The organism is Methylibium sp. (assembly GCF_013817345.1).
In the GTDB taxonomy this organism is placed as follows: domain Bacteria; phylum Pseudomonadota; class Gammaproteobacteria; order Burkholderiales; family Burkholderiaceae_C; genus Methylibium.
This window is the reverse complement of sequence record NZ_JACDCW010000121.1, coordinates 1-9,751: the sequence shown is the minus strand read 5'-3', so window position 1 is coordinate 9,751 and position 9,751 is coordinate 1. Positions and strand designations below refer to the sequence as shown.

Sequence of the window (9,751 nt, the reverse complement as noted above, 5' to 3'; positions counted from 1 at the left end):
CGCCACCAAAGAGCTTGCTCAGCACCGTGGTAATGGCCGCCGTCAGCGTGGTCTTGCCATGGTCAACGTGCCCAATGGTCCCAACGTTCACGTGGGGCTTGGTGCGTTCGAATTTGCTTTTTGCCATTTCAAAATCTCCGGATAAAGAACGGTGCCAGTGATCGGTTTAAGGTTTCCGGCGGAAGGCTTTTTCGTTCGCCACTGGCAGCGAACGGCGCCCCGCCGAAGACCGGCTCTTGAATGACTAGTTTGCTTGCCGCGCGACGAGACGACGATCACTTCCCTCGGGAAGTGATGATCGCGTCGGCCACGTTTCTCGGGGCCTCGCTGTAGTGCTTGAACTCCATCGTGTACGTGGCTCGGCCCTGCGACATCGAACGCAGGGTGGTCGAGTAGCCGAACATTTCGGACAGCGGCACCTCGGCCTTGATGACCTTGCCGCCACCGGGCATGTCGTCCATGCCCTGCACCATGCCGCGGCGTGACGACAGGTCACCCATCACCGAGCCGGCATAGTCTTCCGGCGTCTCCACTTCCACCGCCATCATCGGCTCGAGGATCACCGGACTGGCCTTGCGGCAGCCGTCCTTGAAGCCGAAGGACGCGGCCATCTTGAACGCGTTCTCGTTCGAGTCGACCTCGTGATAGGAGCCGAAAGTCAGCGTGACCTTGACGTCCACCACCGGATAGCCGGCCAGCACGCCGTTGGGCAACGAATCTTCCACGCCCTTCTTGACCGCAGGGATGAACTCCCGCGGCACCACGCCGCCCTTGATCGCGTCGACGAACTCGAAACCCTTGCCGGGCTCCTGCGGCTCGAGCTTCAGCACCACGTGACCGTACTGGCCCTTGCCGCCCGACTGGCGCACGAACTTGCCTTCGATGTCGGAGACCGCCTTGCGAATGGTCTCGCGGTAGGCGACCTGGGGCTTGCCGACGTTGGCTTCCACGCTGAACTCGCGCTTCATGCGGTCGACGATGATCTCCAGGTGCAGCTCGCCCATGCCGGAGATGATGGTCTGGCCGGACTCCTCGTCGGTCTTGACGCGGAACGACGGGTCTTCCTGCGCCAGGCGGCCCAGGGCGATGCCCATCTTCTCCTGATCGGCCTTGGTCTTGGGCTCCACGGCTTGCGAAATCACCGGCTCGGGGAAGATCATTTTTTCGAGCGTGATGATCGCCGTGGGATCGCACAGCGTCTCGCCCGTGGTCACTTCCTTGAGGCCCACGCAGGCGGCGATGTCGCCGGCCAGGATTTCCTTGATCTCTTCGCGCTGGTTGGCGTGCATCTGCAGGATGCGGCCGATGCGCTCCTTCTTGCCGCGAATCGGGTTGTAGACCGAGTCGCCCGACTTCAGCACGCCGGAATAGACGCGCACGAAAGTGAGCTGGCCGACATAGGGGTCGGTCATCAGCTTGAAAGCGAGCGCGGCGAACTTTTCGCTGTCGTCGGCACGGCGCACCACTTCCTTGTCGTCATCGTCGTGGCCCGGCACCGGCGGCACGTCGATCGGCGAAGGCATGAAGTCGATCACCGCGTCGAGCATGCGCTGCACGCCCTTGTTCTTGAACGCGCTGCCGCACAGCATCGGCTGGATTTCGGCAGCAATGGTGCGCAGACGCAGGCCCTGCTTGATCTCGTCTTCGGTCAGCTCGCCCGACTCGAGGTACTTGTTCATCAGCGCCTCGCTGGCCTCGGCAGCGGCCTCGACCATGTTCTCGCGCCACTTCTCGCACTCGGCCTGGAGCTCCGCGGGAATGTCGCGGTACTCGAACTTCATCCCCTGGCTGGCCTCGTCCCAGAAAATGGCCTTCATCTTGAGCAGGTCGACCACGCCCTTGAAGTTTTCCTCGGCGCCAATCGGCACGACGACGGGCACAGGGTTGGCCTTCAGGCGCGTCTTCATCTGGTCGTAGACCTTGAAGAAGTTCGCACCGGTGCGGTCCATCTTGTTGACGAACGCCAGGCGCGGCACCTTGTACTTGTTCGCCTGACGCCAGACGGTCTCCGACTGCGGCTGCACGCCGCCCACGGCGCAATAGACCATGCATGCGCCGTCGAGAACGCGCATCGAGCGCTCCACCTCGATGGTGAAGTCGACGTGCCCGGGGGTGTCGATGATGTTGATGCGGTGCTCGGGCAAAGTCAGGTCCATGCCCTTCCAGAAGCACGTGGTGGCGGCCGAGGTGATGGTGATGCCGCGCTCTTGCTCCTGCTCCATCCAGTCCATCGTCGCCGCACCGTCGTGCACCTCGCCGATCTTGTGGTTGACGCCGGTGTAGAACAGGATGCGCTCGGTGGTCGTGGTCTTGCCGGCATCGATGTGCGCAGAGATACCGATGTTGCGGTAGCGCTCGATGGGGGTCTTGCGGGCCATGGTCTCACTCCAAATACAAAGGCCGCCCCGCTGCGGATCGAAGATCGCGCCGGGCAGCCGGGGACGGGCGTTGAACGTCGGCGCAGAGCGCCGGTCGCCGAGGGTCAGAAGCGGAAGTGCGAGAACGCCTTGTTGGCCTCGGCCATGCGGTGCACTTCATCGCGCTTTTTCATCGCCCCGCCGCGGCCTTCGGAGGCCTCGAGCAATTCGTTGGCCAGACGTTGCGCCATCGACTTCTCGCTGCGCTTGCGGGCCGACTCCTTGAGCCAGCGCATGGCCAGCGCCATGCGACGTACGGGGCGAACTTCCACGGGAACCTGGTAGTTCGCACCACCGACACGGCGGGATTTAACCTCGACCATCGGCTTGACGTTGTTGATCGCGGTGAGGAACACCTCGAGCGGATCGCGCTGGGCCTTCTTCTCGACCTGCTCCAACGCGCCGTAGATGATGCGTTCGGCCACGGCTTTTTTGCCGGACTCCATCACCACGTTCATGAACTTCGAGAGATCGACGTTGCCGTATTTCGGGTCGGGCAGGATCTCGCGTTTGGGGACTTCGCGACGACGGGGCATTTCTCTTCCTTCTATGCTTCAGTCGGACCGGACTTCGCCCGGACCACGGACACCCCCACAGGGCATCCACTTACTCGGCGAGCGCAAAGCCCGCCGCGGACGGCGCGCACTCGGCGCGCCGATGAATGACGCCACGGAGGAACCGGGCGCCGGTCGGCTTCAGGGCCTTTCGGACCCGAAGGCCGCCTCAAGCCTTCTTGGGCCGCTTCGCGCCGTACTTCGAGCGCGACTGCTTGCGATCCTTCACGCCCTGCAGGTCGAGTGAGCCACGCACGATGTGGTAGCGCACGCCCGGGAGGTCCTTCACGCGGCCACCACGAACGAGGACCACGCTGTGCTCCTGCAGGTTATGGCCTTCGCCGCCGATGTACGAGATGACCTCGAAACCGTTGGTTAGGCGCACCTTGGCGACCTTGCGAAGCGCCGAGTTAGGCTTCTTCGGAGTGGTCGTGTAGACACGGGTGCACACGCCCCGACGCTGAGGACCGCCCTGCATGGCCGGCGACTTGGACTTCGTGACTTCGGTCTTGCGACCCTTGGTCACGAGCTGATTGATGGTTGGCATGGGTAACTTGTTCCCGTTTGAAGCTACTGTGACTCGGTATTCCGGGCACCGTGCTAGGTGGCTCGATCGGGTTGAACTCGAACCGAAAATCCCCAGGCGGCTTCGCCCGGATATCTCCGGCTGGTCGCCCAGCAAGAAGCGCAGCAGAGTCTACCGAAAAGCCGGTGAGTATATTCGGGCTGACCCTCAGCTGCAAGGTGACCGACCAGCATGCCCTTACCGACCGCCGTGCTCGACACCAACACCGTGCTCGATTGGCTGGTCTTTCGTGATCCGGCGACATCCCTCCTGGCTGAGCAAATCGAATCGGGTGCGCTCGTGTGGCGCACCACACCGGCGATGCGCCGGGAATTCGAGCAGGTGCTGCCGCGCGCGTGCTTCGCCCCCTGGCAGCCCGATGCCGCAGCCGTGGCCGCCACCTGGGACCGACTCGCAAGCACCGACTCCGAGGAGCCGCCAAGGGGCCTGCTCCTTTGTGGCGATCCGGATGACCAGGTCTTCATCGATCTGGCGATACACCGCGGCTGCACCTGGCTGATCAGCCGCGACAGGGCGCTGCTTCGGCTGGCCCGGCGCGCGGCGGCCTGGCGCGTCAGCGTGCTCACGCCGCGGTCGTGGCACACGCTGAACGCCCAGCTGCCTACTCCCAAAGCACCCGCTCAGGCATAAAAAAAGGCGGCCGAAGCCGCCCTCCGAACGAAGCCCCTCACCAGCCTCAGGCCAGCGGATCCTCGCCATTGCCGTCGGCCACCACCGGCTGCAACGAGGCCAGTTCCTCGGCCTCCTGCATCGCGATCGAGCGTCGCTCGGCGTCGTCCATCTCTTCCTTGACCTTGCGGGCCTGGTGGAAGGCGAGGCCGGTGCCGGCCGGGATCAGGCGACCGACGATCACGTTCTCCTTGAGACCGCGGAGTTCGTCGCGCTTGCCCATGATTGCCGCCTCGGTCAGCACCCGGGTCGTTTCCTGGAAGGAAGCGGCCGAGATGAACGAGTCGGTCGAGAGCGAGGCCTTGGTGATGCCCAACAGCACGTCGGCATGCGTGGCAGTCATCTTGCCCGCGGTGCGCAGCTTGTCGTTCGCATCCAGCAGGGACGCCCGCTCGACCTGTTCGCCCATGATGTAGTGGCTGTCGCCGGCGTTGGTGATCTGCACGCGGCGCAGCATCTGGCGAACGATCACCTCGATGTGCTTGTCGTTGATCTTCACGCCCTGCAGGCGATAGACGTCCTGCACCTCATCGACGATGTAGCGCGCCAGCTCCTCGATGCCCAGCAGGCGCAGGATGTCCTGCGGATCAGCCGGCCCGTCGACGATGGACTCGCCCTTGTTGACCACCTGGCCCTCGTGCACCAGGATGTTCTTCTCCTTAGGCACCAGCTCTTCGTACACCGTGCCTTCGGGGTCGGTGATCTGCAGGCGCACCTTACCTTTGGTCTCCTTGCCGAAGGACACCGTGCCGGTCATTTCGGCAAGCGCGCCCTTGTCCTTGGGCGTGCGGGCCTCGAACAGCTCGGCCACCCGCGGCAGGCCGCCGGTGATGTCGCGCGTCTTCTGGCCTTCGACCGGGATGCGCGCCAGCACTTCGCCGGGAGCGAGGTCCTGGCCGTCGCGGATCTGCACCAGCGAACCGATCGGAAAGCCGATCGTCACCGAGTGATCGGTGCCGGGGATCTTGACCTCGTTGCCGGCCACGTCGAGCAGCTTGACCTGCGGACGAATCACCTTGGCGGCACCGCGGCGCTTCGGGTCGATCACCACCAGCGTCGAGAGACCCGTGACCTCGTCGACCTGCTTGGCGACCGTCACGCCTTCCTCGACGTTCTCGAACTTCGCCTTGCCGGCGAACTCGGTGATGATCGGGCGCGTCAGCGGATCCCAGTTGGCCAGCGCCGTGCCCGCCTTGAGTTGCTGGTCGGCCTTGACCTTCAGGATGGCGCCATAAGGCACCTTGTGGCGCTCGCGCTCGCGGCCGTGCTGGTCCGAGATGGTGATTTCGCCGGAACGCGAGATCACCACCAGATCGCCCTTGCCGTTGGTCACGTAGCGCATCGTCGCGTTGAAGCCGATGTGGCCATCGCTCTTGGCCTCGACGCTCGAAGCCACCGCCGCGCGTGACGCCGCACCACCGATGTGGAAGGTGCGCATCGTGAGCTGCGTGCCCGGCTCGCCGATCGACTGCGCGGCGATCACGCCCACGGCCTCACCGGTGTTGACCAGGCCGCCGCGACCGAGGTCGCGGCCATAGCACTTGGCGCACAGCCCGAAGCGGGTCAGGCAGGTGAGCGGTGTGCGGACCTTGACCTCGTCGACGTTGGCCGCCTCGACGATGTCGAGCGTGTCCTCGTCGAGCATCTGCCCGGCCGGCACAACCACTTCCTGTGTTTCCGGGTGCGGCACGTCGATCGCCGTCACGCGGCCGAGGATGCGGTCGCGCAGCGATTCGATCACCTCGCCGCCCTCGACCAGGGCGCGCATCGCCATGCCGTTGTCGGTGCCGCAGTCTTCGGTGATGACCACCAGATCCTGCGTCACATCGACCAGGCGGCGCGTCAGGTAGCCCGAGTTCGCGGTCTTCAGCGCCGTGTCCGCGAGGCCCTTTCGGGCGCCGTGGGTGGAGATGAAGTACTGCAGCACGTTCAGGCCTTCACGGAAGTTGGCCGTGATGGGCGTCTCGATGATCGAGCCGTCCGGCTTGGCCATCAGGCCGCGCATGCCGGCCAACTGGCGGATCTGCGCGGCAGAACCGCGCGCACCCGAGTCGGCCATCATGTAGATGGAGTTGAACGACTCCTGATCCACCTGGTTGCCGTGGCGGTCGGTCACCTTCTGCTTGGCTAGCTGGCTCATCATGACCTTGCCGACTTCGTCGCCGGTCTTGCCCCAGATGTCGACCACCTTGTTGTAGCGCTCGCCGGAAGTCACGAGACCCGAGATGTACTGCTGCTCGATCTCCTTGACCTCTTTTTCGGCGCGCAGGATCAGGCCGGGCTTTTCCTTCGGCACCAGCATGTCGTCGATCGAGATCGAAATGCCGGCACGCGTAGCCAGGCGGAAGCCCGCCTGCAACAGCTTGTCGGCCAGGACCACGGTCTCCTTCAGGCCGCACTTGCGGAACGATGTGTTGATGAGCCGCGAGATCTCCTTCTTCTTCAGCGCCTTGTTGATGTGCGCGAAGGGCAGGCCCTTGGGGAGGATCTCCGACAGCAGCGCGCGACCGACGGTCGTGTCCACCAGCTTGGTCTCGACGGTGAACTCGCCCGTCTCCTTGTCGAGGACGTGCTCGGTCAGCCGCACCGCCACCTTGGTGGTGATCTCGACCATGTCGTTGTCCAGCGCGCGCTGGACCTCGACCACATCCGCGAAGATGAGGCCTTCGCCCTTGGCGTTAATGCGTTCGCGGGTCGCGTAATACAGGCCCAGCACCACGTCCTGGCTCGGCACGATCGACGGCTCGCCGTTGGCCGGGAACAGGATGTTGTTAGAGGCCAGCATCAGCGTGCGGGCTTCCATCTGCGCCTCGATCGACAGCGGCACGTGCACGGCCATCTGGTCGCCGTCGAAGTCGGCATTGAAGGCAGCGCAAACCAGCGGATGCAGCTGGATCGCCTTACCTTCGATCAGCACCGGCTCGAAGGCCTGGATGCCCAGGCGGTGCAGGGTTGGGGCCCGGTTGAGCATGACCGGGTGTTCCTTGATGACTTCCTCGAGGATGTCCCAGACCACCGGCGTGCCCGATTCCACTTCCTTCTTCGCCGCCTTGATGGTGGTGGCGATGCCCATGGCTTCGAGGCGCGAGAAGATGAAGGGCTTGAACAATTCGAGCGCCATCAGCTTGGGCAGGCCGCACTGGTGCAGCTTGAGCGTCGGGCCGACCACGATGACCGAACGGCCCGAGTAGTCGACGCGCTTGCCCAGCAGGTTCTGGCGGAAGCGGCCGCTTTTGCCCTTGATCATGTCGGCCAGCGACTTGAGCGCGCGTTTGTTCGCACCCGTCATGGCCTTGCCGCGGCGGCCGTTGTCGAGCAGCGAATCCACCGCCTCTTGCAGCATGCGCTTCTCGTTGCGCACGATGATCTCGGGCGCCTTGAGTTCGAGCAGACGCGCCAGGCGGTTGTTGCGGTTGATGACGCGGCGGTACAGGTCGTTCAGGTCGGAGGTCGCGAAGCGGCCGCCGTCCAGCGGCACCAGCGGGCGCAGGTCCGGCGGCAGCACCGGCAGCACGTTCATCACCATCCACTGCGGCTTGATGCCCGACTTCTTGAAGGCCTCCATGACCTTCAGGCGCTTGGAGTTCTTCTTGACCTTGAGCTCGGAGCCGGTCATGTCACCGCGCAGACGCTCGGCCTCGACGTCGAGGTCAATTTCCGACAGCAGCTTCTGGATGCCTTCGGCGCCCATCAGCGCCACGAACTCGTCACCGTGCTCGCGCTTCTTGGTGTCGTAGTCGTCCTCGGTCATGATCGAGAACTTCTTCAGATCCGTCATGCCCGGATCGACGACAACGTACGCTTCGAAATACAGCACGCGCTCGATGTCGCGCAGGGTCATGTCGAGCACAAGGCCCAGGCGGCTCGGCAGGCTCTTCAGGAACCAGATATGCGCGCAAGGGGCGGCCAGGTCGATGTGACCCATGCGGTCGCGCCGCACCTTGGTCTGCGTGACCTCGACGCCGCACTTCTCGCAGATCACGCCACGGTGCTTGAGTCGCTTGTACTTGCCGCACAGGCACTCGTAATCCTTGATCGGACCGAAGATCTTGGCGCAGAACAGGCCGTCGCGTTCCGGCTTGAAGGTCCGGTAGTTGATGGTTTCGGGCTTCTTCACTTCACCGAAAGACCACGAACGGATCTTCTCGGGCGAGGCGAGCCCGATCTTGATCGCGTCGAAATGTTCGTCCGGCGTGAACTGCTTGAAAAGGTCGAGTAGTCCCTTCATGCATCTTCTCCTTAATTGCGTTCGAGTTCGATGTCGATGCCAAGGGAGCGGATCTCCTTGACCAGGACATTGAACGATTCCGGCATGCCGGCCTCGATGGCGTGCTCGCCCTTGACGATGTTTTCGTAGACCTTGGTGCGCCCGTTCACGTCGTCGGACTTCACGGTGAGCATTTCCTGCAGCACGTAGCTCGCGCCGTAGGCTTCCAGGGCCCAGACCTCCATTTCGCCGAAGCGCTGGCCACCGAACTGCGCCTTGCCGCCCAGCGGCTGCTGGGTCACCAGGCTGTACGGGCCGGTCGAGCGGGCGTGCATCTTGTCGTCCACCAGGTGGTGCAGCTTCAAGACGTGCATGTAGCCCACCGTCACCGGACGCTCGAAGGCGTCCCCGGTGCGGCCGTCGTGCAAGGTGGCCTGCGTGCGGGTGGCGTTCAGGCCCTTGACCGCCGCGATGTCGTCGGGATAGGCCAAGTGCATCATCGCGCGGATCTCGCTCTCGGCCGCACCGTCGAAGACCGGTGTGGCGAAGGGCACGCCCTGCGCGAGGTTGCCGGCCATCTCGGTCACCTCTTCGTCGCTGAGCGCCGAGAGGTTTTCCGTCTTGCCGCCCGACTTGTTGTAAAGGTCGTCGAGGAACTTGCGCAATTCGGCGATCTTCGCTTCGCGCTGCAGCATGTCGCCGATGCGCTGGCCGATGCCCTTGGACGCCCAGCCCAGGTGCACTTCCAGTACCTGGCCCACGTTCATCCGCGAGGGCACGCCCAGCGGATTGAGCACGATGTCGCAAGGCGTGCCGTCGGCCATGTAGGGCATGTCCTCGACCGGAACGATCTTCGAGACGACGCCCTTGTTGCCGTGGCGGCCGGCCATCTTGTCGCCCGGCTGCAAGCGCCGCTTGACCGCAAGGTAGACCTTCACCATCTTGAGCACGCCAGCCGGCAGTTCGTCGCCCTGCGTAAGCTTCTTGCGTTTCTCCTCGAAGCGCAGGTCGAAGCTGTGGCGCGTCTGCTCGAGCGAGTTCTTGATGCTCTCGAGCTGATTGGCGATGTCGTCGTCGGCCGGACGGATGTCGAACCAGTGGTACTTCTCGACGCTCGCGAGATAGTCCTTGTCGATTGCTTGACCCTTGGCGAGCTTGTTGGGCCCGCCGTTGGCCGGCTTGCCGCTGAGAAGCTTCTCGATGCGGTCGAAAGCGTCGGCCTCGACGATGCGCAACTGGTCGTTGAGGTCCAGGCGGAAGCGCTTGAGCTCGTCGTCGATGATCTGCTGCGCCCGCTTGTCGCGCACGATGCCTTCAC

The 9,751-nt window shown here is 64.0% G+C and carries 6 protein-coding genes and 1 pseudogene; 1 reads left to right on the top strand and 6 read right to left on the bottom strand.

Annotation, left to right across the window (positions count from 1 at the left end):
• The 4 genes from H0W40_RS17390 to rpsL all read right to left on the bottom strand — a co-directional run.
• On the bottom strand, positions 1–127 hold a 127-nt coding region (locus H0W40_RS17390), incomplete at its 3' end, for a GTP-binding protein (protein WP_292448741.1).
• A gap of 148 nt (positions 128–275) precedes the next feature.
• Entirely contained in the window at positions 276–2,378 is a 2,103-nt protein-coding gene (gene fusA, locus H0W40_RS17385) for an elongation factor G (RefSeq protein WP_292448739.1), read from the bottom strand.
• A 104-nt stretch (positions 2,379–2,482) separates the two neighbouring features.
• Entirely contained in the window at positions 2,483–2,953 is a 471-nt protein-coding gene (gene rpsG, locus H0W40_RS17380) for a 30S ribosomal protein S7 (protein ID WP_292448737.1), read from the bottom strand.
• A gap of 187 nt (positions 2,954–3,140) precedes the next feature.
• On the bottom strand, positions 3,141–3,518 hold the full coding sequence (gene rpsL, locus H0W40_RS17375) for a 30S ribosomal protein S12 (protein ID WP_292448735.1): 378 nt from the start codon (positions 3,516–3,518) through the stop codon (positions 3,141–3,143).
• A gap of 210 nt (positions 3,519–3,728) precedes the next feature.
• Between rpsL and H0W40_RS17370 the strand changes: the two genes are divergently transcribed.
• A complete protein-coding gene (locus H0W40_RS17370; protein WP_292448733.1) occupies positions 3,729–4,187 on the top strand; it encodes a putative toxin-antitoxin system toxin component, PIN family in 459 nt (152 codons plus the stop codon).
• A gap of 46 nt (positions 4,188–4,233) precedes the next feature.
• Here the strand turns inward: H0W40_RS17370 and rpoC are convergent, their stop codons facing one another.
• Together rpoC and rpoB are read right to left on the bottom strand one after the other, a co-directional pair.
• Complete coding sequence (gene rpoC / locus H0W40_RS17365; RefSeq protein ID WP_292448730.1) at positions 4,234–8,454, bottom strand: DNA-directed RNA polymerase subunit beta'; 4,221 nt, start codon at positions 8,452–8,454, stop codon at positions 4,234–4,236.
• Between the two features lie 11 nt (positions 8,455–8,465).
• A pseudogene (rpoB, locus tag H0W40_RS17360) lies at positions 8,466–9,751 on the bottom strand (DNA-directed RNA polymerase subunit beta); the annotation flags it as partial.